Genomic DNA, 21525 nt, shown 5'->3' with positions numbered 1-21525 from the left:
CTATAGTCGCCCATGTGAATGTCGTTCTCACATTCCTGCAATTCGGAGGTGAGGAAACGCCGGGTATCACGGGCCGGTCATCCCATGACCTTCGGATGCTGCCGCGACTATGATCAGTATCAGAGGAATCACCGTGACGGACTGTACCGGCCGCACGGGTTCAATGATCGCCACTCGAAGAAGAGGTTCACGTGTCACCAGCGCCTATGACCCAGCAGTATTCCACGATTTCGCCGTCGCTTGCCGTAGGCATTGACGAACCGGACCGCAACCTTGCCCTTGAACTTGTGCGCGTCACCGAAGCTGCGGCAATTGCCGGCGGCCACTGGGTTGGCTTCGGCGACAAGAACAAGGCTGACGGCGCAGCAGTCGACGCCATGCGCTCCTTCCTGCAGACCGTCCACTTCAACGGCGTTGTGGTTATCGGTGAAGGCGAGAAGGACGAAGCTCCCATGCTTTTCAATGGCGAGCACGTCGGTGACGGCACCGGCCCCGAGTGTGATGTCGCCGTCGACCCCATTGACGGAACCCGCCTGACCGCCCTGGGCATCAACAACGCCCTCGCCGTCCTCGCCGTCGCAGAGCGCGGCTCCATGTTCGACCCTTCCGCCGTGTTCTACATGGAGAAGCTCGTCACGGGCCCGGAAGCTGCCGACATGGTTGACCTGCGCCTCCCGGTCAAGCAGAACCTGCACTTAATCGCCAAGGCGAAGGGCGTGAAGGTCAACCAGCTGAACGTCATGATCCTGGACCGGGACCGCCACCGCCCGCTCGTGGAGGAAATCCGCGAAGCCGGTGCACGGACCAAGTTCATCATGGACGGCGACGTTGCCGGCGCCATCGCCGCAGCCCGCTCCGGTACCGGCGTGGACGCGCTCATGGGCATCGGCGGGACGCCGGAAGGCATCGTCGCCGCGTGCGCCATCAAATCCCTCGGCGGCGTCATCCAGGGCCGCCTCTGGCCCACGAGCGATGACGAGAAGCAGAAGGCCATCGACGCCGGGCACGACCTCGATCGTGTGCTGTCCACCAATGACCTCGTCTCCAGCGACAACTGCTACTTCGCAGCCACGGGCATCACGGACGGCGACCTCCTCCGCGGCGTGCGCTACTCCAAGGACAAGGTCCTGACCCAGTCGATCGTCATGCGGTCCAAGTCGGGCACCATCCGCTTCGTGGACGGCGAGCACCAGGCCAGCAAGTGGGAAGGCTACGCCCGCAAGAGCTAGCCCCCTGCTTCATCCAGCGCGAACGTACACTTGAGGCCCCCAACACCGGGGCCTCAAGTGTACGTTCGCGCTTTTGTTTGCCGATCAATACCGCGCGTCATGGCCGCTCTCACCTTCTCGAGCAGGAACGGCTTGTCTCCCTCGAGATCCTCCTTGTAGACCCTGACTTCATGCCAGCCCGCCCGCTCTGTCAGGGAATGGCGGCGAAGATCGCTGCCGACTTGGAGCGGATCGGCGTGGTGGCCGCCGTCGTACTGCAATGCGATCCGTTGCTCCGTATAGGCCGCATCCGGCCACACGGCCGGCTGTCCCCAACTGTTCCTGATGACGTAGTTGAGTGCAGGTTCGCCATGGCCGAAGCGGGAGAGGATCAGCCTCATCCGGGTCTCCTGAGGAGAGTCGGCGCCTACACGGATTTCAGAGAGTGCAAGCCTTGCGGTCTTCATTCCGCGCATTCCGGGATGGGCCCCGACCATTCGGCGCAGTTCGGCCAGGGTGCAGAGGCCCTCCTTCGGCTTGGGGAAGTCAGTGCCATGGGCACAGACCAGCGAATCGCCGGCCGCGATGAGGTCATCGACGCTCATCAGCGAGGCGAGGTCGAGCCACGTCCTCGCCGGTGAGGTGACCCGGACGCCGTCGTGCATCACAACTTCCCCAGCCTTGAAGGTCAGGCGGTGCCCGACGACGTTGTGCCGCCGCGGCTTGCTGCCGTTCCGATCCCTGGCCACATGGATCCGCCAGTCCTCCTGCATCCAGGCGGGCAACGCGCACTCCCAGATGCGGCCACCGGAATGATGGGTCAGGACTGAAGTGCTGTCCAGCTCCGTGTACGCCCGGAGGCTTGCAGCCGGACCGCGAGCTCCCGCAAACGGGACGCGGATGCCACGTGAAGGTATGGCGACGTCGGGTTGCCTCTGCCGCTTTCGGGTCACCCCTAGTGCGCTGGCCGTCGTTGAGGTAAAGGATCCTGTGAGGAGTTCCTTGGGCAGGGACGTTCTGGACATGCTTCAGTCTGCAACGCCGGGGGCCGGGCAAAGCCGTTATCCACAGGTCGGATTCCCCGGCTATGCGCGAACGGACATTTGAGGCCCCAAAGCTGCCCGTGCGGAGGGCCGCAAGTGTCCGTTCGCGCTCGTGCGGAGGGCCGCAAGTGTCCGTTCGCGCTAAGTTCACGCTCAGTTCGCGCTTGTAGAGCGCGTGGGTGTTCAGCGTCAGCTGCGGAGTTCGCGGAGCTTTTCGCGGGTCTTCCGGGCGAGCTGGTAGGCGCCGTAGCGGAGTTTCTTCACGGGCAGGTCCCAGGTGCCCGGGTAGGCGATTTCGCGCCCGCCGAAGGACTTCTTGAACGCCGTGAACCCGGCCCACTTGTGGTTCGGCTGATCCTCCGGTGCCACGCCCCACAGGTCGACGTACTTCAGGCCCTTCTCCTTGGCATCCGCCATGAGCGTCACCAACAGCGGAATGCCCGCGCTGAGCTTCCGGTGTGAGTCGTCCAGGGCTGCGTGCGCATAGGTGCGGGTGTCGGCGGAATCGTAGGCCAGAGCTGCGGCGATGGGGCCGCCGTGGCGTTCGGCGATGAACAGCGTGGCCGCGCCCGCAGGCATGAGGGACCGGGCCACCTGGCTGAGGTACTCATCGCTTTGCGGCTTGAATCCGCTCCGCTTGGCCGTCATGTGCAGGAAATTCAACAACACGCGGATCTCTTCGGGATCCTGCGACGTCCGGAAGGTCACGTCCTTTTTGTGGATGTTCCGGTAGAGGTTCCGGTTGACGGGCTTCATACCGGCCAGGACCTCCTTGAAGTCCCGGTCCAGGTCCACGATCCAGCTCAGCTCGGGCTGCTGGTTGACGGGAGCAGGTCGCAGGCCGCGGCTGCGCAGTACGGTTTCGGATGCCGCGTTTTCGAATCCGGCGCTGACCGGCTCGATCCGGACGAAGGCCGCACCGCACTTGCGTGCCAGTGCCACCAAGGCGGCCAACGCGGCGTCGAATGCTTCGAGTGAATCAGCAATTGGGCCGTATGGGGCGTAAAGCACCTTGCCCGCCGGGTTTTTCTCCTCCACGGCGAGGAAGCTCCAGCCGGGACCCGACTGTTCGTGCACCGTGCGCCCGAGGGATCGCTGGACATCGGCCCACTGCGGGGTCTGCAGGAAGTATTCCACCGGATCAAGCCCCTACGGCAGTGGTCACGGCGAAGGCCACGGCGGTCCCCGCGGAGCCCGCTGCTGGGTGTACGTTGACCGGCGCCTCCGCGGCCGGAAGGAACGCACTCGCACCGCGGTCCAGATGGAGATCGCCCTTGGGGGAGTCGAGCAGCACGGAGCCGGAGACCACAATGATCACAGCCGCGCCGGACTGTGCCAGCGGGACGGGGCCGCCGTCGGGCTCCAATTCGATCCTTTGCAACTGGAATTCACGGAACGGGGGCCGGTAGAGTTCCTGGCCCAGCTCGGACGTCTCAGCGGCCAGCATTGGTACGCCCACGGACTCGAACTCCACAGTAGCCAGCAGTTCGGGAACGTCCACGAACTTCGGCGTCAGCCCGCCGCGGAGCACGTTGTCCGACGACGCCATGACCTCGATGCCGAGGCCGTGCAGGTACGCGTGAACATTGCCGGCCGGCAGGTAGACGGCCTCGCCGGGGGCAAGCGAGATCCTGTTCAGCAGCAGCGAGATGAGCACTCCGGGATCGCCGGGGTAGTGGCCGTGCAGGCTGACCACCGTGGACAGCTCGGTCTGGTACGGGGACATCGGCAGCCCGGCCTTGAGTGCTGCCACAAGTTCGCGCACGGCGTGCGAGACGGCGTGGCCGCCGCCGATGAGCCGGGTGAACGCGGCTTTCAGGCCGTCGTGCTCCACCGGGGCAGCGAGGTCCTGGGCAACGTCGAGGAACACGTGCGGAACCTCCAGCGACATCACGCGCATGGACGTGGCCAGGTGCTCGAAGAGCGCGCGCGTGGACGCGGCCGGACGGAAGCCGCAGAGCGCCTCGAACGGCGTCAGGGCGAAGATCATCTCCGGCTTGTGGTTGTCATCTTTGTAGTTCCGCTCCGCCGCGGAACGGTCGACGCCGGCAGCCTCCTCGCGGGCAAAGCCCGCCCGTGCCTGTTCCAGCGTCGGGTGTACCTGCAGCGACAGCGGACTCTCGGCGGCCAGGACCTTGAGGAGGAACGGCAGGCGTGGGCCGAACTCCGCCACGCTGGCGCTTCCCAGGTGGTGGCCCGGATCGGAGCTGATTAGCGCATCTAAAGCCAGCGGACCGCCGTCGGCCGCAAGTGCCACGGACGGCGAATCCGGGTGGGCGCCGACCCACAGCTCCGCTTCCGGCCCACCGGAGGCCTGCCTGCCGAGCAGGCCGGCAATGGCCGTGGTGGAGCCCCAGGCGTAGGGCCGGAGGACATTCTCAATTTCGTACACAGCCAGGTGTCCTTTATCTCATTGCAGCAGTTACGGCGTCAGGCGGTCGGGCAGGGGGCGCCTACAACGGGCGGCACTGGCCGTTCGTGGCCACAAGGTCCCGGATCGCCTGCTCGTTGCCCTCACGCTTGAACTGGTTGAGCATCTCTTCGGTGATCGGCTCGCCGTCGGGGGTGGTGGTCACCGGTGTGAAGTCCGACGACGACGGCGATGGCGCCGGCTGCGTCAGGGGCGCCGCCGGTGCGGCCGCCATCAGATGGCCTGGGGCCGTTCCGGCCTGCACGGTGCTGTTCCCTTCGGCGGAATCCCCGGCCGCACCTGCCGACTTTTCGGACTGTGCGGCCAACAGCTGGTCCACCTTCTGGTGGATCTGGTCGAAGTCCGGCACGGTCGAGAACGAGGCGTCGAAGTCCGGCGGTCCAATGGTCAGCCGGCTGACTTCCTTGCCTTTGGCTTTCATGGCCAGGTCCACGAAGCTGCCCAGCTGGCTCGCGGAAATGTTGGAGTCAACCACCTTGGTGCCCGCGTTGGCGATGTCCTCGAACTTGGCGAGGAGCGTTGCCGGGTCCAGCTGCTTCAGCATGGCCTGCTGGACGCATTGCTGACGCTGGATGCGTGCGTAGTCATCAACGAATTCGCGGGAGCGTCCGTACCAGAGCGCGTGGTAGCCGTTGAGGTGCTGTTCGCCGGCCGGGATCCAGCCAAGGGGCATGCCGTGGATGCCGTTGGCCTCGTCCACCATGTCGCCGCTCAGCGGCACCCAGCCGCCGGCCTTGATCCTGATGCCGCCCATGGCATCGATGAGCTTGGCGAAGCCGTCCATGTCCACCAGGACGTAGGCCTGGACGGTGATGCCGAGCGTGCCCGAGACAGCCTCGAGGGTTGCCTGGGCGCCGGGATCGGCGACGCCGGGATAGAGGTCCGCGTGCTCGTTGGTCACTTCGGTGTTGATGGCATTGATGAGGCACTCGTTGCCGCAGTCGTAGCCGTCCGGGTAGATCTGCCGCATCGGCGAGCCTTCGCTGAACTGTGCGTTCTGCAGGTTGCGCGGCACCGAGATGATGGCGGTCTGGCCCGTCTTGGCGTCGACGCTGAGGACGGAGAGGCTGTCCGGACGGCGGCCCGTGCGGTCGTCTCCGGCGTCGCCGCCCATCATCAGGAAGTTGTAGCGGCCGTCCACGGGATCAATGGCCGGTCCGGCGGAGAAGATGCTGCCGATGGCGTTCCGGCTCACATTCAACACGTAGGCCGCGTAGCCCAGCGTGCCGCTGCTGAGCACCATTGCCAGGACCAGGGCGACGCCGACGATGGGCCGCATTCCGGGCGCCAGCAGGACCGGCCGGATGAGCCTGAGGGTGTTGACGAACAGCGCGGCCCAGCCTATGGCGAGGGCGATGAGGATGACGATGATCAGGAGTGAAGCCACCGTGTTGGTGAGGATACCAATCAGGAGCGTGCGGTTCACCAGCAGCAGGACCAGTGCCACGATCGCCAGTCCCCATGCGCCCAGCGTCACGCGGAGGGCGATCCTTCCCAATTTGCGGTCGCCGGCCACGATCTGGGCGCTGCCGGGGACGAACAGGGTCAGCACCAGGAGGACAAACGCGCGTTTGGTCCTCACGGGCGCCGGGGCATTCACCGGATTGCGGACGGGGTCCGTTAAAGCCGGTTGCGGTGCCTTGGGACGGGAGTGGCTGGTGGTCATCTGATTCCTAACGGCTGCCCCGGAGAACGACGTTGCCGTCGGAGAACACTTCGCTCACTTTGTGCCGCAGCGTCGCGCCCTTGCGGGTGGCGACGTCGTTGAGTTCCTGCGCGAACTCGATCAGGTCATCGCGCAGGCGGAGGGCAAGGTCGTCTGTGCCGGAGGCCAGGATCCGGACGGCCAGCAGGCCGGCGTTCCGTGCGCCACCGATCGACACCGTGGCCACCGGAACTCCGGCGGGCATCTGGACGATGGACAACAGCGAGTCCATGCCGTCCAGCGTCTTCAGCGGTACGGGGACGCCTATGACCGGCAGCGGGGTGACGGATGCCAGCATGCCGGGCAGGTGGGCCGCGCCGCCGGCTCCGGCGATGATGACGCGCAGTCCCCGCTCGTGGGCTGTCTGGCCGTAGCGGATCATTTCAGTGGGCATCCTGTGGGCCGAGACCACATCGGCTTCGAACGGGATGCCGAACTCGGCCAGGGCCTCGGCTGCGGCTTCCATGACCGGCCAGTCCGAGTCGGAGCCCATCACGAGGCCGACGATCGGCGCCGCGGCGTCGGTTTCAGCCGGGTGGATTGCTGCTGCAGGCGTGCTCATACGGTCTCCTCGGAGTTCCCTGGTGCTGTTCGGGCCGGAGCACGGCCGTCCCTGATGATGTTGGCGACGGTGGTGGCGCGCTGCCGGACGGAGTCGACGTCGGAAGCGGCTGCGCCCACCAGGTTGACGTGGCCGATCTTCCTTCCGGGCCGGACGGCTTTGCCGTAGCAGTGGATTTTCGCGGCCGGCTCGCTCGCCATGGCCAGCGGATATGCCGAGAACAGTTCCTGGTTGTCTCCGCCGAGGAAGTTCTTCATCACAACAATCGGCCCCAGGGCGTCGGTGGCGCCGAGCGGGAGGTTCAGTACCGCGCGCAGGTGCTGTTCGAACTGGCTCGTGACGGATCCGTCCTGGGTCCAGTGGCCGGTGTTGTGCGGACGCATGGCGAGTTCGTTGATCAGGAAGCCGGACCCGACGCCGGGAGTTTCGAAGAGTTCCACGGCCATGACGCCGGTGACTCCCAGTTCGTTGGCGATGCGGATGGCCGCGTCTTCCGCGGCCGCGGCCACCTCGAGCGGGATGTCCTGGGCGGGGGCGATCACTTCGTCGCAGACGCCGTCCACCTGGATGGTGTGGACCACCGGCCACGCGCGGGATTCACCGTTCGGTGTCCTCGCGACGAGTGCGGACAGTTCGCGGCTGAATTCCACCTTGGCCTCGGCCAGCAGGGGAGACATGGCCGCGAACCAGTCGGCGGTTTCGGCGGCTTCCTCAGCCGAGCCGACCATGCGGACGCCTTTGCCGTCATAACCGCCGCGGGGCGTCTTCAGCACCACCGGCCAGCCGGTCTGCTCGCCAAAAGCAATCAGGGCATCGACGTCGGCAACGGAGGCCCACGCGGGGTTCGGCAGCTCCAGCCGGTCGATGGCGGCGCGCATCACCAGTTTGTCCTGTGCGTGCACCAGCGCGTCGGGCCCGGGCTGCACGTTGACGCCCGCCTCCTGCAGCGAACGCAGATGGTCGTTCGGGACGTGTTCGTGATCAAACGTCATGACGTCGAGGCCCTGGGAAAACTCCAGCAGGGCGTCGAGGTCCTTGTAATCACCAACCGGCGACGTCGGCACGGCGGACACGGCGGACACGTCTTCGCCCTCGGCCAGGACGCGTAGTTCAAAGCCCAGGGCCGTTGCGGCGGGGGCCATCATGCGGGCAAGCTGGCCGCCGCCAACTACGCCTATTACTGGAAAAGTCACAAGAACCAGCCTACAGAAGAGCAGGGGAGTTCCGGGCTTCACCACCGTTTCGGCCCGGAATTTGCGATATTTCGAACCAGCGGGAGCCTGCGTTGCGTCGCCCGTTCAGACTGTTTCCAGCTAACGGGCTAAAATGGGTACTCGGCCCTGTGGCCCGAAATCTCAGACGGCCATGGAGGGTCATGATTTACACACTTGCAGAACGTTTGCGCGGACTCGCCTCGCTTTTTTGGCGTGAGGTGGCCAAGTTCGGCGCCGTCGGCGGTGTCGCCTTCGTGATCGACAACGGCCTGACCTACTACCTGATGCACGGCCCGATGACTGACAGCGAGGCCAAGGCACGGTTCGTGGGCGCATCGGTTGCCACGGTCTTTTCCTGGATCGCCAACCGGTTCTGGACGTTCCGCCACCGCCGCCAGGACAATGTGATCCGCGAATTCTTTATGTTCATCCTGATCAACGGCATCGGTATCGGCATCTCCACCGGCTTCACTGCCCTGGCCAAGTATTCGCTCGGCATCACGGACAAGAACATGCTCTTCTTGGCCGGCGTGGCCGGCATCCTCGTGGCCACCGTGGTGCGTTTCTTCGCCTACCGGTTCCTCGTCTTCAACAAGGAACTGGACGAAGAACCGTCGTTCTCGCACGACCACGAGATCATCGAACTGCACCACCACCAGGACAGGCACGCCGTCCGCGTTCCCGCCGACGAGGTGCAGGATCCGGACCTCCCCGCCCCGCCCCGCAGCTAGCTAGGGCCTAGTCTCCCTGCACGCGTTCGTCGTTGAGGAGCTTCTCGGTGACCGAAACGTCGGGGTGGACCAGGACGACTGAACCGCCGTTGTGCCAGGCCCCCAGCGACTGGACAAGGGCCTCCTCGAGGCCCTCGCCTGCCCGGACCAGCAGCCGCACGCCGGTATCGTGCGTGGCGGCGAAGCCTTCGAGCAGTTCTGAGTGCGTATGTGCTGTGCCGGCAGCTGACACTATGGCCCGCTGTGACCCTTCCGGATCCTGATGGGCCATAAAGACGTCGCCGTGCGAACGCACTTCGGCGGCGAAGTCGACGACGCCGGGCGGCAGATCGCCCGGCCAGCGCATGGCCAGTGCCGGAAGCGGCACTGCAATGACGGCGTCGAAGGCGGCACCGCCGCTACCAGCTTCCGGTGACTGGGTGGCGAGGAGCTCTGCGTCACCGGAGTCGAGGACAACTTCCATCCCGAGCTGCCAGGCGGCAAGGGCCAGGACCATCGACTTCCAGTGCGCCGGCAGATCCAGCCGGAGCCGTATCCCGGGCTCGGCATCGAGTTCGTCCTGCAGCAGGTTGCTGGTTTTCGCTACCCAGTTGTCCAGGACCCGGCCGGACAGTTCCACCCGCTCGGAGTCCGGTCCGTACCAGGTCAGTCGGGGAGAGGTGGAGTGGCCGGACCGCAGTGCAGTCATCAAGTCGATTGCGGGGATGCTCATGCCAACATCTTGCCACGGTGCCCGGCGGGGCGGGAGGTGGTGCGCGGGGCCACGGGAACGCGGCCACCGCGAAGGCCGTGTGATTTGCGACACGTCATTTTTGATCACTTTGATTGCCTAAATCGCGGTGGACGGAGGATTTCCCGGGATTCCCGGCAAATTCCCAGAAAACTAGTCAGTATGCTGTCGAAATTCCCGTGATGGCGGCGAGTCGTCCGAAAATTCATGGGCGTGGCGTGGCAGCGGATTGGGAACGAAGTTGATTATTATCCCGGCAGCCGCTTGACTCCCAACGACTTACACACGTGTAATTAGTTATCGAACGCCATTGCGCAGATACGGGCCACACAACCGAGTGTCCAGGTATTCAGTCAGGGGCAGCAACATCAGGAGGGACGCCATAATGGGGCAAGTTGAGCGTATCCATGAAGATGCAGTCGTCGCGGGTCAGGCGTCGGCAAAGTACCGTTCGCGCGGTGTGCCAAGTGATTGGTATGTAGATCCGGCCGATCCGGATGCCGCAGAGCGTTACAACCAAAGCACCAACGATCTGCTGCAGGACCAGGCCACGGCCTTCCTGGCAGCGCATGAAGCACTCCTGGCGGGCAACCCCGACCAGGACAACGATCTGCACGATCCGCCGATGGAACTGCAGACACTCCACTCGGAAACCACCGCACAACCTGTCTGGATCGGGCTACCCTTCGAGCAGAACTTCGACGACGAAGGCGAGCTCGGCTGGCAGACGGACGCATTGTGCGCCCAGACTGATCCGGAGGCATTCTTTCCCGAAAAGGGAGGGTCCACCCGCGACGCCAAGAAAGTATGCGGCGCCTGCAACGTACGCTCGCAGTGCCTGGAATACGCACTGTCGAACGACGAACGCTTTGGCATTTGGGGAGGCCTCTCCGAGCGCGAGCGCCGTCGGCTGAGGAAGCGAGCGGTCTAATTCTTCAAGTAGTACATGTCACCGCCGTTGTGGTCGCCCACAACGGCGGTGACTATCTCCCCAGGACCCTGGCGGCTTTGTCGGAGCAGACCCGACCCGTTGATGCCTTCATCGGCGTCGATACCGGCTCACGGGATAATTCCCTGGCTCTGCTGGACCAGGCGTTCGGCGAGGCCAACGTCACCACCTTCCAGCAGGGGCGGGCCGGGATGGGGGATGCCGTCAAGGCCGGCCTGGCCGCGTTGGCCCCCCGGAACGACGATCCCGGGGACCGTGACCGGACGACGGCCGACGCCGAATGGATCTGGCTGCTGCACGATGATGCCGCGCCCGCGCCGGAAGCGCTTGCCGAGCTGCTCCATGCCGTGGAGCGGGCACCGTCGGTGACGGTGGCCGGCTGCAAGCAGCTGGACTGGCACGCCAGGCGCCGGCTGATCGACGTCGGACTTTCCACCAGCCGCTGGGCTGAGCGGCTGACCCTCATTGAAGCGGATGAACTCGACCAGGGTCAGTACGACGGCCGCAGCGACACTTTCGCGGTCAACTCCGCCGGCATGCTGGTTCGACGGGACGTCTGGGAGGAACTGGGTGGTTTTGACGCAGCCCTGCCCGGCACCGGGGACGATGTGGACTTCTGCTGGCGCAACCGCCTGGCCGGACACCGTGTGGTGGTGGTGCCCACCGCACGGATGTTCCACGTGTCGCACCGGCCGCACGCATTGGGGAGCGCCAGCGCGGCCCGCAAGGCGCAGGTTCACCTGCGCCTCAAGCACACCGTGTGGTGGAAGGTGCCGCTGCACGCGGCGGGGGCACTGCTGGGGAGTTTCTTCAAGCTTGTCCTGAGCATTGCGGTCAAGGATCCCGGCCACGGATTTTCCCAGCTCATGGCGACGTTTGTGGCGCTTGGCCGTCCTGCGGCGGTGATCCGCGGGCGTCGCGAGGCAGCACGGACGCGACGGATCCGCCGCTCGGTCATCAAGGGACTCCAGACCCCGCGGCGCGAAGTCTGGGCACACCGGCGTTCTCTCATTGAAGCTTTGGGCTCCGACGACCAGGACGCGGACTCGGCGCGGATCGATCCGCTGGCCGAACAGCCCAGCGGTGACTCCACGGATGATTTCGCCGCGCTGACCACGTCGGACCGCGGCTGGGTGGGCAACGGCGCCCTGCTGGCCGTGATCCTGACAGCTGCTGCCTCGCTGATTGGGCTTTCGGGGTTGTTCCGTGCGGAAGCCGTTTCCGGTGGTGGCCTTATTCCGGTCTCGTCGAAGGTTTCGGACATCTGGCACCACGCCACCAGCTGGTGGATCGGGCTGGGCGCCGGACTTCCCGGCCACGGCGACCCCTTCGCCCTTCTCCTGTGGGTTCTTGGCATCGCCGGCGGCGGCGATGCCAACAGCGCCCTGGCCTGGCTGCTGCTCCTGGCCATGCCCCTCTCCGGCCTCGCTGCCTGGTTTGCAGCCGGCGGCCTGACCACGCGGCGGCGGTTCCGCCTCGTGGCTGCACTCGTGTGGGGCGGGGCGCCCGCCCTGCAGGTTGCTTTGAACCAGGGACGTCTGGGTGCGCTGGTAGCGCACATCATGATTCCGCTGCTCGTGGTGGGCCTGCTGCGTGCCACCGGCACTGCCCGGGGCCAGGGGCGCTTTGCGGTCCCCGAGCCGGGGGACCGCCGGTTCCTGGAAAAGCCTCCCGCCAAGCCGGGCGTCAACGGGATGCCATCGTGGACCGCCGCAGCTGCGGCCGGCCTGGCGCTGGCTGTGGTGGCAGCGGCGGCGCCGTCGTTGCTGGTTCCGTCCGCCGCCGTGGTTGTCCTGGCAGGGATCCTGCTGGGCAGGCGCGGGCGCACCGTTTGGTGGGCGTTGCTGCCGAGTGCAGCGCTTTTCGTTCCCTTCGGGTTCTCCGTCCTCGACCGCCCGCGTGCGCTGCTGGCCGACCCCGGCGTGCCGCTCGGTTTTGATGGCGCGCCGTTATGGCAGCAGGTGCTGGGACAGCCGCTGCATTTTGATGCCGACGGCGGTTTGGCCGGCCTTCCGGTTTTCGACGGATCTGCCGTCCCGTGGGCGCTGCTCCTTGCCCTCCTGGTCGGTTTCCCGGTACTGGCCCTCGCGACGGCAGCATTGTTTGTCCCCGGCAAACGCACCCGCGTTGCCCGTGCCCTGTGGGTGGCTGCGCTGATCATCCTCGCGGGCGGTTGGCTTGCCGGCCACGTCGCCACCGGCGCGAGCGCCGACACCCTGGTCACGCCCTTTACGGGACCTGCCGTGTCTGCGTCCGGATTCCTGCTGCTGGGGGCCGCCCTGATCGGGGCCGACGGTCTGCTTTGCTTCGCAGAGAGGACGGCCGCCGCGCCGGCTGCACGCCGGATCGCGCTCAAGTCCATGTCCGTCCTTGCCATGGTGTTGCTGGTGGCCGGACCCGTGGCCGGACTGAGCGCCTGGGCGGCCCAGAACCTGTTGCAGTCCGCCTCCTTGGCTGCACCAGCCGGACCTGCCCCTGAGGCCTCGGCAACGGCCCCGTGGGGAACCCCGCGGCAGATTGCTTCCACCACCGCCCGCACGCTGCCGGCAACGGCCATCGATCGCGGCCAGGGGCCGGAGCAGACACGGACGCTGGTTATTGACACGGCTGAGGACGGCAGCTTCAGCGCCTCGATCGTGAGGGGGGCCGGGACCACCCTGGACGGATTGTCCACCATTGCGGCCGCCCGCAACATTATGGGCGACCCGGGCAAGGAGACCGTGAGGGATGACGACGCCGTCACCGCAGCCCTGCGCAGCGTCGTGGCCACAGTGGTCGCCGGCCAGGGCGTTGACCCGCGCCCTGAGCTGGAACGGCTGGGGGCAGGCTTCGTTGTCCTCCGGTCCTCGGACACCGCCGCGCAGCTGACCGCGAGCCGGATGGATGCCGTGCCCGGACTGGTGGCGGTGGGGCAAACAAATGTCGGCTGGCTCTGGCGGATCAGCCCGCTGAACCAGCCCGTCATCGACGCCGCGGATGTCGCCCACCGGGTGCGCATCGTGGACGGTGCCGGAGCCGCGATAGGGCTCCTGCCCTCGGGACTGGAATCGGTTGATGCCGCTGTTCCGGAAGGGCCGGAAGGCCGGCTCGTGGTTCTCGCCGAACGTGCGGATCCGGGATGGTCCGCATGGCTGGACGGCAGGCGCCTGACGTCCACAACGTCCGGCTGGTCCCAGGCGTTCACCCTCCCCGCCCAGGCGGGCCAGCTCACCATCCGCTACGAAAACCCGTGGGCGGTGTGGACCGCCGTTGTCCAGGCCACCGTCATTGGACTGACTGTGCTGCTCGCCATCCCCATGCCCGCCCGCCGGCCGAACACCGGCCTCTCCCGCGATGAAGGCTCCCTGCGTAAGGAACATCAGCATGCATAAGGACGGGAACGACGGCGTGCCGCCGGCACATAAGGAAGACGTCGCCTCCGCCGCCGGACCAACAGCGGGACCAGAAGGTTCAGACGCGCCGGCAGGTACCGCGGACCACACGGCTGACCATGCGGGAGGATCCGCGCCCGCGGCCGGCCGCCTGAAGGGATTCAAGGCCCGCGGGACGGCCGTGCGCGGAACGGTGGCCGGGCTGACGTGGGCAGTGGTGATCGTGGCCGCCGCCGGAAGCCTGGTGGCGGCGGCGTCGATGGGCCCGCAAAGCTCCGGCAGCCGTACGCTCGAAGCACCCTTGGCGGCAGTACCCGCGGGAAGCAACGTGGGGATCTGCCCCGGACCCGCCCGCTTGTTGGAGGGCACGCCAGTGGGGACCGACCCGCAGTTCAGCCCGGAATCGGCCACCGCCAAGACCTTGGTCAACGGGGCAGTGCTGAGCACCAACGCAGGAGTGCTGCCCGGAAGCAGGCTCGCCGAACTCAACGGGAATCCGCTGGCTGAGATCGCCAAGGATCCCGGCAGCCCTACCGCTGCCACCGCTCCTCCTGCGTTGCTGGCAGGGGTCGTGTCCGAGCGCTCGGTGGATTCCGTCAGCGTCCTGAGTGCGGACGCGGCAGGCAACCAGCAGGCCACGGCCGGCGGCGTGATGAGCTACACCGCCACCGACGGTGACCTGCAGGGCCTGGCCGCGGCCGGCTGCCAGGCACCGTCGAACGACCTGTGGCTTGTAGGGGCGAACACATCGCTGGGGCGGACCGCTGTACTAAACCTCAGCAACGCCTCCAGCACACCGGCAACAGTCAGCCTGGACCTGTACGGCGCCGAGGGCCGGATCCAGGCTCCCGGCAGCCGCGGACTCCTGGTTGCACCGGGAACCACCCGCTCAATCGTGCTGGCAGGACTGGCGCCTGGCCAGCCAAAGCTCAGCATCCACGCCCGGAGCGCCGGCGGACCGGTCGCCGCCGTTATCCAGCAGAGTGTCCTGAGGGGGCTGACTCCCGGCGGCGTGGACTTCATTGTGCCCGGCGCGGCACCGGCGACACGGCAGGTCATGTCCGGACTGGACATCCAGGACCCGGCCTCCACTAAGGCACTCATTGCCAAACAGGGCTTTGTGGACGCCGCGGCGGCGCTGCAGATCGCTGTCCCCGGCCCCGCGGACGCCGTAGTGGAAATCAAGCTGTACAGCCGTGATGGGCAAAAGGCACTGCCGGGCGGCGGCGTAGTGACGGCCAAGGGCGGGTCCGTGACCGAGGTTTCGCTGGCCGGTGTTCCGGCCGGCCAATACACCGTTGCGGCCAGTTCCGACGTGTCGTTCGCCGCTGCGGCGCGCGTCACCCGAGGCCTCAAGTCGGACGGCGCCACGGACTTTGCGTGGTCGCCGTCATCCGCCAGGCTCGGAAGCCAGCACGTGGTGGCGGTGCCGCGTGGTGGAGAACGCTACCTGGTCTTCGGTGCACCCGAAGGCCGGGCCAAGATCACCTACACGCCCATCACAGCTGACGGCAAGGTCCGCACGGCCGCCGCCGCGGACATCGCAGGCGGCACCACCGCGGTCATCAAGGTGCCGGCCGAAGTGGCCGATTCCGCGGTGCTCGGGTACGTCGTATCAGCATCCGGCGATGCGGCGTACGGCACCGTGCTGTTGGAGCAGGACGGGCGCGCGGACATCGGCGCAGTGGCGGTGGCGCCGGGCGCCGCGGGGCAGGAACAGGTCGCGGTGAAGCTCGGCTACTAGCAGCCAGCCAGTGCCGGCGATCAGTACCGGCGCCGGTACACGGGGTCCAGGGTTTCCGGCGCGACCCCGAGCATTTCAGCGGTGCGTTCCACCACGACGTCGTGCACCAGGTCCTGGAGTTCCTCGCGGCCGGAGCAGGCGTTCTCGATGACCCGGCGATAGAGCGTGATCACCGGACCTTCGTCGGCGGTGGCGGGCTCATAAAGACCCATGGGCGCGGGGGAGCGGTCCGCGACCAGCTGTTCCAGGCCCTGCGGGATCTCATCAACAGCAAACCTGACACCGTCCAGCGGCTTTCCCCAGATGTCATGGAGACGCTGGGCGGAGTCCATGACCATCTCGTCGAAGCGGTCCGAACGGGTGCGGTAGCCCGGAAGCGTGGGGAGCATCAGTTCGCCGCGCAGGCCACGCCCATGGCGGTTCCTGCGGCGCTCCCGGAAGCTCTTCCCGCGGACTGTTGGCGCGGGCGCGGCGGTGTCCGCCGGCTGGCCGGATCCCGGGTCAGCCAACCGGACCGTGAAACCCGGAACGTGGTGCGATTGCTGCATACATTGACTCTAAACCCGCCGCCTGAAATACGCGACATAACTAGAAACGCCACACGGACCATCCCGGCAACTCGCGGTACCACAGGACGACACCGCAGGACACTGCGGTCGCAATGCGCGGCACAACGGCCAACGGGGAGTAGTCTGTGATGTCGTGGGTGCTATTCGTCAATGTTCAAGGTCAGCCTGCCGTAACTCTGCGGTGGCCACTTTGACGTACGTCTACGCGGACTCCACAGCCGTCCTGGGGCCCTTGGCCACGTACGCTGAGCCCCATTGTTACGATTTGTGCGAACAGCATGCGGGGTCACTGACAGTGCCGCGGGGCTGGGAAGTACTGCGCCTTGCCATGCCGGCGACCCCGCCGCAGCCGGGACCCGATGACCTTCTGGCCCTCGCCAACGCCGTCCGCGAGGCGGCCCTGCGACCGCCCGCCGCGGACCCTGCCCCGGGCCAGCGTTCCGCCCATGCGGCGCTCGAGGCCCCGCCGGCTTCGGAAGGCGCCCGACGGGGACACCTGCGCATCCTCCGCGAACCGTCCTGAGCCCGGCCGCGCCGCGAAGCTTGTACGCTGGAAGCTGCAAATCCATCGGCCACCGGCGCCTGCTGCGGCGCCCATCAGGGAGCAGTCACCATGCCAAAGATCAGTCCTGACCTGTTGTCCGTCCTGCGTTGTCCCGTTACCGGCTCAACACTGGTGCAGGAAGGCGATGAACTCGTCTCGACTGCCGCCGGTGCGTCCGGAGAAACGCTGCGCTACGCCATCGAGGACGGCATTCCGCTGCTGCTGCCGCCGGAACTCGTCGCCGCCGCGAACGCTGCGGCATCGGACCAGCATGACGGCGGCCACGGCCCCGTGGTATCAAACCCCGCGGCATCAGACCCCGACGGCGCCGAATAACTTCCCCCGCCGGCCTGAATAACTGCCCGGCCGGCCCATCGCCCTTCCGCTTGGCGCCGAACTTCCCATAGTTCGCCGAACGGACACGGACTTCCGCCGTTCCAGAATCTTCCGGATACAACACAAGGACTCACATGACTTTCGATTACAAGGTTGCTGACATCTCACTGGCTGAGGCCGGCCGCCACCAGATCCGCCTCGCGGAGCACGAGATGCCCGGACTCATGTCCCTGCGCGAAGAGTTCGGCGCCAGCCAGCCGCTCAAGGGCGCCCGGATTGCCGGTTCGCTCCACATGACCGTCCAGACCGCCGTGCTGATCGAAACACTCACCGCTTTGGGCGCCGAGGTCCGCTGGGCTTCCTGCAACATCTTCTCCACCCAGGACGAAGCTGCCGCCGCCGTTGTGGTGGGCAAGGGTACGGTCGAGGACCCGCAGGGCGTCCCCGTCTTCGCCTGGAAGGGCGAGACCCTCGAAGAATACTGGTGGACCGCCGAGCAGATCCTCACCTGGCCCGGCGCGGACAGCAACCCGGAGCTCGGTCCGAACATGATCCTTGACGACGGCGGCGACGCCACCATGCTGGTCCACAAGGGCGTCGAGTTCGAAGCCCTCGGGTCCGTTCCGGCGGCAGCAGAGGACGAGTCCGATGAAGGGCGCGTCTTCCTCGACGTCCTGCGTGCTTCGCTCGCAGCGGACGCCCGGAAATGGACCCGCATCGGCTCCCGCCTGCTGGGTGTCACGGAAGAAACCACCACCGGTGTGCACCGTCTGTACCAGCTGGCGGAGCAGGGCAAGCTGCTCTTCCCGGCCATCAACGTCAACGACTCGGTGACCAAGAGCAAGTTCGACAACAAGTACGGCATCCGCCACTCGCTGCCGGACGGCATCAACCGTGCCACCGACGTCCTGATGGGCGGCAAAATCGCCGTCGTCTGCGGTTACGGCGACGTCGGCAAGGGTGCGGCGGAGGCTTTCCGCGGGCAGGGCTCCCGGGTGATCGTCACCGAAATCGATCCGATCTGTGCACTGCAGGCAGCCATGGACGGCTACCAGGTGGCCAAGCTGGAATCGGTCCTCAGCGAGGGCCACATCTTTATCACCACCACCGGCAACAAGGACGTCATCATGGCCGAGCACATGGCCGGCATGCGTGACAAGGCCATCGTCGGCAACATCGGCCACTTCGACAACGAGATCGACATGGCCGGACTGGCCCGGATTCCGGGCATCACGAAGGTGGAAATCAAGCCGCAGGTGCACGAGTGGGTATTTGACCAGGGCACGGACGCCGAGAAGTCCATCATCGTCCTGTCCGAAGGCCGGCTCCTGAACCTGGGCAACGCCACCGGCCACCCGTCCTTCGTGATGAGCAACTCGTTCGCGAACCAGACGATCGCGCAGATCGAACTCTTCACCAAGCGGGACCAGCCCGAAGGCGAGCGGGAGTACGAAAAGCAGGTCTACGTGCTGCCGAAAATCCTTGACGAGAAGGTTGCCAGGCTTCACCTGGACGCCCTCGGCGTCGAGTTGACGGAACTGTCCAAGGAACAGGCCGCGTACCTGGACCTGGACGTTGCCGGCCCGTACAAGCCGGATCACTACCGCTACTAAGGGTGCCGCCGCCAAGGCGGCAGCAAGCCCAGGCGGCAGATAAGCAGCATCGCGAGGGCCCCGGAATGAATTCCGGGGCCCTTCGCCGTGGCCCTCGGGCGCCGGCTGCCCGTCAGCTCCAAGGAGCGTGCCCTATGCTGTGCCCATGATGACTGCAAAGGACCCCGCGCCGTGACGGCAAGGGAACGCTGGACCACCGGCCGGAAGGTCTTCCTGCTCGGGGCGCTGTGCCTGCTCGCCGCCGGCGGCGGCGTTTTCGCCGCCGTGGCACCCGGAGCCGCCCGCGCCGCCTTCGAATCCGAAGCGGGTCCCGCCGAGCGGACGACGCCGGGACTCGCGGCGCCCGTGGTGGCGCCTGTGCAGCTGGCAGCGTCGCCGGCAGACGGCGCGCAGCAGGTAAATCCGGCAGCCCCCGTATCGCTGAAAGTCACCAACGGAACCGTTGAACGCGTGGCGCTCACGGGCGGCGACGGCGCAGCAATCGAAGGCAGCCTGAACCCGGACGGTACGGGCTGGTCGGCCTCCGGCCCCCTGCAGTTCAACAGCAGCTACACGTACAGCTTCGTGGTGAGCGACGCTGCCGGCCGCAAGACCAACAGCACTCGAACGTTCACCACGGTGTCAACCGCCAACGAGGCGGATGCCGCCGTCTACCCGCTGGACGGCATGAAGGTCGGCGTCGCGCAGCCGCTGCAGATCACCTTCAGCGAACCTGTGCTGAACAAGGACGCGGTGGAAAAAGCCATCAAGGTCTCCTCGACGTCCGGCCAGGTGGGCGAGTTTCACTGGTTCAGCGACAGCATGGTCCGGTACCGGACAGAGAATTTCTGGGCGGCGAACAGCACGGTCACCATGGACATGCAGCTTTTCGGCGTCGATTTCGGCAACGGTCAGATCGGAAACTTTAACAAGTTGGTCACCGTCCACATCGGCGACAAGAAGGTCGCCGTGGCCGACGCCACCGCGCACACCTTTTCGGTGAGTGTGAATGACAAACCAGCCGGCTCATGGCCGGCCACCATGGGGGATACCCGGTTCCCTTCGGCCAAGGGCTACCTCGTGTTCATGGAGAAGTACCGGGTGGAGCACATGTCTGCCGCCAGCATCGGACTCAAGCCGGGCGACCCGGCATACTACGGCGAGCTGGACGTCAACTTCGCCACCCGCCTGACACCCAGCGGGGAATTCATCCACCAGGCCACCGACTCCGCAATGCCCTACATCGGTGTCAGCAACCTCTCGCACGGGTGCATCGGACTGGGCCCGGACGGCGCCCAATGGGTCTTCGAGAACATGACCACGGGCGACGTTGTCCAGGTAGTGAATACCGACGGTGAAAACGCCAACTTCGACGACGGATTCGGTGACTGGAACATCCCCTGGGCGCAGTACGCCAATTGATCCGTTCGCCATACGGTAAAATCGTCTGGTCACGGGTGAGTGCTGAACACCTCACTGACGTGCCGGCGAACGTATCAACTGAAGATTCAAGACGGTATTTGGGCTGATCACGGGCCTGTCGGGGGACATGGAGAAGGTCATGACAAAAGTCCACAAACGCAAGACCATGAAAATCCTGGGGATTGCCGCCATCTGCGTTGCGGTCGCTGCGGGCGGCATCGGTGTTGCCACGGCTCCCAGCTGGGCCGAGCCCGTATTCCAGTCGGAGTCTTCCAGCCCGGTCCGCAACGAACCGGGGCTCGCTGCTCCTGTGGTGAAGCCAGTCGAACTGGGCGTGACCCCCACCGACGGCGCGGCTGGAGTCAACCCCGCCGTTGCGCCGTCCGTCAAAGCCGTCAACGGCACCGTGAAGGACGTTGTCCTGACGACTGCCGGCGGTGAGCCCGTCAAGGGCACCCTCAGCGCCGACGGTTCCACCTGGACCGCCCTGGACCCGCTGGAGTTCGACGCCGCCTACGACTACGCCTTCACGATCGTGGACCAGGCGGGCCGCGAAACGAAAAAGACCCAGTCCTTCACCACGGTGGCAACGGCCAACGAGGCCGACGCTGCCGTGTACCCGCAAAACGGTTCCACCGTGGGCTCGGGCCAGCCGATCGAAATTGTCTTCTCCGAGCCGGTCCTGAACAAGGAGGCCATGGAGAAGGCCGTCACCGTCACCTCGTCCTCGGGCCAGGCGGTCGCCTGGCGCTGGTACTCGAACCAGCGCGTGCGCATCCGTCCCGAGGCGTTCTGGGCCTCGGGCAGCCAGGTCACGGTGGACCTCAAGCTGTTCGGCGTCGATTTCGGGAACAAGATGGTCGGCAATGTGGACACCAAGGTCAGCTTCAAGGTCGGCCCGCAGCGGGTGGCCATCGTGGACGATACCACCAAGACCATGAACGTCTACTTTGACGGCCAGCTGGTCCGGACGGCTCCCGTTACCCTGGGCGACGCCGAGTGGCTCTCGCCCACCGGTTACGCCGTGATCATGGAGCAGGAACGCCACTCCAAATTCAACGCCGGAAGCATTGGCCTCAAGCCGGGGGACAAGGGTTACTACCCGCCGCTGACCGTGGAATACGCCAACAGGCTGACGTCGTCCGGCGTCTACGTCCACCAGGCCCTTGAGTCCGCCTGGAGTTACGTCGGCAAGGCCAATGTTTCGCATGGCTGCGTGGGGTTGCTGCCGGCGGATGCTGCGTGGTTCTTCAACAACATGAAGACCGGCGACGTCGTCCAGACCCTCAACACGGGCGCTCCGCCGGTGGAGCCGCTGGAGGGCTATGGCGACTGGAACATTCCCTGGGCGCAGTACGCCAAGCGGTAGTGCAG

At 66.2% G+C, this 21525-nt stretch carries 18 protein-coding genes; 10 read left to right on the top strand and 8 right to left on the bottom strand.

Annotated features, from left to right (window positions below):
- Nucleotides 1-206: 206 nt before the first annotated feature.
- Nucleotides 207-1229: a class II fructose-bisphosphatase gene (glpX, locus tag ASF98_RS16760; RefSeq protein WP_028270439.1), complete on the top strand. Its 1023-nt coding sequence runs from the start codon at nt 207-209 to the stop codon at nt 1227-1229.
- Between the two features lie 53 nt (nt 1230-1282).
- On the opposite strand, the gene ASF98_RS16755 is transcribed toward glpX, so the two are convergent.
- From ASF98_RS16755 to ASF98_RS16730, 6 genes are all read right to left on the bottom strand, one after another.
- Nucleotides 1283-1993: a hypothetical protein gene (locus ASF98_RS16755; protein WP_235506057.1), complete on the bottom strand. Its 711-nt coding sequence runs from the start codon at nt 1991-1993 to the stop codon at nt 1283-1285.
- Between the two features lie 447 nt (nt 1994-2440).
- A complete protein-coding gene (locus ASF98_RS16750; RefSeq protein WP_055804028.1) occupies nt 2441-3388 on the bottom strand; it encodes a lipid II:glycine glycyltransferase FemX in 948 nt (315 codons plus the stop codon).
- 4 nt (nt 3389-3392) lie between these two features.
- Nucleotides 3393-4643 carry a mannose-6-phosphate isomerase, class I gene (gene manA, locus ASF98_RS16745; protein WP_055804025.1) on the bottom strand — a complete coding sequence of 417 codons (1251 nt, stop codon included), beginning with the start codon at nt 4641-4643 and terminating at the stop codon, nt 3393-3395.
- A 61-nt stretch (nt 4644-4704) separates the two neighbouring features.
- On the bottom strand, nt 4705-6348 hold the full coding sequence (locus ASF98_RS16740; RefSeq protein WP_055804021.1) for an LCP family protein: 1644 nt from the start codon (nt 6346-6348) through the stop codon (nt 4705-4707).
- Nucleotides 6349-6355: 7 nt separating this feature from the next.
- Complete coding sequence (gene purE / locus ASF98_RS16735) at nt 6356-6949, bottom strand: 5-(carboxyamino)imidazole ribonucleotide mutase (RefSeq protein ID WP_055804018.1); 594 nt, start codon at nt 6947-6949, stop codon at nt 6356-6358.
- Nucleotides 6946-8094, bottom strand: coding sequence for a 5-(carboxyamino)imidazole ribonucleotide synthase (locus ASF98_RS16730; protein WP_055804015.1), 1149 nt, complete (start codon nt 8092-8094; stop codon nt 6946-6948). Before ASF98_RS16730 ends, purE begins: the two co-directional genes overlap by 4 nt.
- A gap of 230 nt (nt 8095-8324) precedes the next feature.
- Here ASF98_RS16730 and ASF98_RS16725 point away from each other — a divergent pair, with 230 nt between their 5' ends.
- A complete protein-coding gene (locus ASF98_RS16725; RefSeq protein ID WP_055804013.1) occupies nt 8325-8894 on the top strand; it encodes a GtrA family protein in 570 nt (189 codons plus the stop codon).
- Between the two features lie 7 nt (nt 8895-8901).
- Here ASF98_RS16725 and ASF98_RS16720 read toward each other — a convergent pair whose 3' ends face one another.
- Nucleotides 8902-9606, bottom strand: coding sequence for a TIGR03089 family protein (locus ASF98_RS16720; protein WP_055804011.1), 705 nt, complete (start codon nt 9604-9606; stop codon nt 8902-8904).
- Between the two features lie 403 nt (nt 9607-10009).
- Between ASF98_RS16720 and ASF98_RS23795 the strand changes: the two genes are divergently transcribed.
- From ASF98_RS23795 to ASF98_RS16705, 3 genes are read left to right on the top strand one after another with little or no spacing between them, the layout of a single operon-like run.
- A complete protein-coding gene (locus tag ASF98_RS23795) occupies nt 10010-10555 on the top strand; it encodes a WhiB family transcriptional regulator (protein WP_082506901.1) in 546 nt (181 codons plus the stop codon).
- A gap of 29 nt (nt 10556-10584) precedes the next feature.
- Nucleotides 10585-13944, top strand: coding sequence for a glycosyltransferase family 2 protein (locus ASF98_RS16710; protein ID WP_055804008.1), 3360 nt, complete (start codon nt 10585-10587; stop codon nt 13942-13944).
- On the top strand, nt 13937-15688 hold the full coding sequence (locus ASF98_RS16705) for a DUF5719 family protein (protein ID WP_055804006.1): 1752 nt from the start codon (nt 13937-13939) through the stop codon (nt 15686-15688). Before ASF98_RS16710 ends, ASF98_RS16705 begins: the two co-directional genes overlap by 8 nt.
- Nucleotides 15689-15708: 20 nt before the next feature.
- Here ASF98_RS16705 and ASF98_RS16700 read toward each other — a convergent pair whose 3' ends face one another.
- Entirely contained in the window at nt 15709-16236 is a 528-nt protein-coding gene (locus tag ASF98_RS16700; protein ID WP_055804002.1) for a metallopeptidase family protein, read from the bottom strand.
- A 154-nt stretch (nt 16237-16390) separates the two neighbouring features.
- On the opposite strand from ASF98_RS16700, the gene ASF98_RS16695 reads away from it, so the two are divergent.
- From ASF98_RS16695 to ASF98_RS16675, 5 genes are all read left to right on the top strand, one after another.
- The gene (locus ASF98_RS16695) at nt 16391-16780 is read left to right on the top strand and encodes a DUF3499 domain-containing protein (protein ID WP_055804001.1); all 390 of its coding nucleotides are present in this window, start codon (nt 16391-16393) and stop codon (nt 16778-16780) included.
- Nucleotides 16781-16870: 90 nt separating this feature from the next.
- The gene (locus ASF98_RS16690) at nt 16871-17137 is read left to right on the top strand and encodes a Trm112 family protein (RefSeq protein WP_055803998.1); all 267 of its coding nucleotides are present in this window, start codon (nt 16871-16873) and stop codon (nt 17135-17137) included.
- Nucleotides 17138-17271: 134 nt separating this feature from the next.
- Entirely contained in the window at nt 17272-18750 is a 1479-nt protein-coding gene (gene ahcY / locus ASF98_RS16685) for an adenosylhomocysteinase (RefSeq protein WP_055803994.1), read from the top strand.
- A gap of 171 nt (nt 18751-18921) precedes the next feature.
- On the top strand, nt 18922-20151 hold the full coding sequence (locus tag ASF98_RS16680; protein WP_055803991.1) for a L,D-transpeptidase: 1230 nt from the start codon (nt 18922-18924) through the stop codon (nt 20149-20151).
- 139 nt (nt 20152-20290) lie between these two features.
- Nucleotides 20291-21520: a L,D-transpeptidase gene (locus tag ASF98_RS16675; RefSeq protein WP_235506056.1), complete on the top strand. Its 1230-nt coding sequence runs from the start codon at nt 20291-20293 to the stop codon at nt 21518-21520.
- Nucleotides 21521-21525 lie beyond the last annotated feature (5 nt).

Origin of the sequence: Arthrobacter sp. Leaf337 (assembly GCF_001423745.1) — a bacterium.
Taxonomy (GTDB): domain Bacteria; phylum Actinomycetota; class Actinomycetes; order Actinomycetales; family Micrococcaceae; genus Arthrobacter.
Note: the sequence above shows the minus strand (reverse complement) of the source record. Positions and strands in the feature narration are given on the sequence as shown.

What these genes read in the sequence shown, in the direction of transcription:
- glpX (WP_028270439.1), top strand. Translation starts at nt 207, where the DNA reads ATGACCCAGCAGTATTCCACGATTTCGCCGTCGCTTGCCGTAGGCATT.
- ASF98_RS16740 (WP_055804021.1), bottom strand. Translation starts at nt 6,348, where the DNA reads ATGACCACCAGCCACTCCCGTCCCAAGGCACCGCAACCGGCTTTAACG.
- ASF98_RS16730 (WP_055804015.1), bottom strand. Translation starts at nt 8,094, where the DNA reads ATGATGGCCCCCGCCGCAACGGCCCTGGGCTTTGAACTACGCGTCCTG.
- ASF98_RS16725 (WP_055804013.1), top strand. Translation starts at nt 8,325, where the DNA reads ATGATTTACACACTTGCAGAACGTTTGCGCGGACTCGCCTCGCTTTTT.
- ASF98_RS16690 (WP_055803998.1), top strand. Translation starts at nt 16,871, where the DNA reads ATGCCAAAGATCAGTCCTGACCTGTTGTCCGTCCTGCGTTGTCCCGTT.
- ahcY (WP_055803994.1), top strand. Translation starts at nt 17,272, where the DNA reads ATGACTTTCGATTACAAGGTTGCTGACATCTCACTGGCTGAGGCCGGC.
- ASF98_RS16675 (WP_235506056.1), top strand. Translation starts at nt 20,291, where the DNA reads ATGACAAAAGTCCACAAACGCAAGACCATGAAAATCCTGGGGATTGCC.
- ASF98_RS23795 (WP_082506901.1), top strand. Translation starts at nt 10,010, where the DNA reads ATGGGGCAAGTTGAGCGTATCCATGAAGATGCAGTCGTCGCGGGTCAG.
- ASF98_RS16705 (WP_055804006.1), top strand. Translation starts at nt 13,937, where the DNA reads ATGCATAAGGACGGGAACGACGGCGTGCCGCCGGCACATAAGGAAGAC.
- ASF98_RS16700 (WP_055804002.1), bottom strand. Translation starts at nt 16,236, where the DNA reads ATGCAGCAATCGCACCACGTTCCGGGTTTCACGGTCCGGTTGGCTGAC.
- purE (WP_055804018.1), bottom strand. Translation starts at nt 6,949, where the DNA reads ATGAGCACGCCTGCAGCAGCAATCCACCCGGCTGAAACCGACGCCGCG.
- ASF98_RS16720 (WP_055804011.1), bottom strand. Translation starts at nt 9,606, where the DNA reads ATGAGCATCCCCGCAATCGACTTGATGACTGCACTGCGGTCCGGCCAC.